The sequence below is a fragment of the Rhizorhapis sp. SPR117 genome (assembly GCF_021742065.1).
Genome location: NZ_JAKKIE010000231.1, coordinates 1 through 537, shown reverse-complemented (window position 1 = coordinate 537; position 537 = coordinate 1). Strand labels below are relative to the sequence as shown.

Genomic DNA, 537 nt, shown 5'->3' with positions numbered 1-537 from the left:
GAGGAGCAGCCGGGGCTGGTCATCCTCGGCAAGCAGGCGATCGACGATGATTCCAACCAAACTGGGCAGATGCTCGCGGCGCTGATGGGCTATTCGCAAGGCACTTTCGCCAACGAAGTCACCGTTGATTGCGATGCAGTGACGGTTAAGCGCGAGGTCGACGGCGGCCTCGAGACCGTCAAGCTGACGCTGCCGGCGATCGTCACCACCGACTTGCGTCTCAACGAGCCGCGCTACGCCTCGTTGCCGAACATCATGAGGGCGAAATCCAAGCCGCTGGCGCACAAGACCCCGGCCGACTACGGCGTCGACACCGCGCCGCGGCTCAAAACGCTCAAGGTCTCCGAGCCGCCGGTCCGCCCGGCGGGTATCAAGGTCGCCCACGTCGATGCGCTCGTCGCCAAGATTAAGGAACTCGGCATCGCCTGATCGCCCGCCCGTCCACAATTTCGAGGAAACACTGTCAACGTCGGGGTAAAATTGTGCAAGATTCCGGTTTAAAACTGTACCAGTTGGATTGAACAAAAAGCCTCAGAT

The 537-nt window shown here is 60.5% G+C and carries 1 protein-coding gene; it reads left to right on the top strand.

Annotation, left to right across the window (positions count from 1 at the left end; genetic code table 11):
- Positions 1–429 (top strand): electron transfer flavoprotein subunit beta/FixA family protein (locus L3X40_RS22145; RefSeq protein ID WP_237367476.1); only part of this gene is annotated, 429 nt, incomplete at its 5' end.
- Positions 430–537 lie beyond the last annotated feature (108 nt).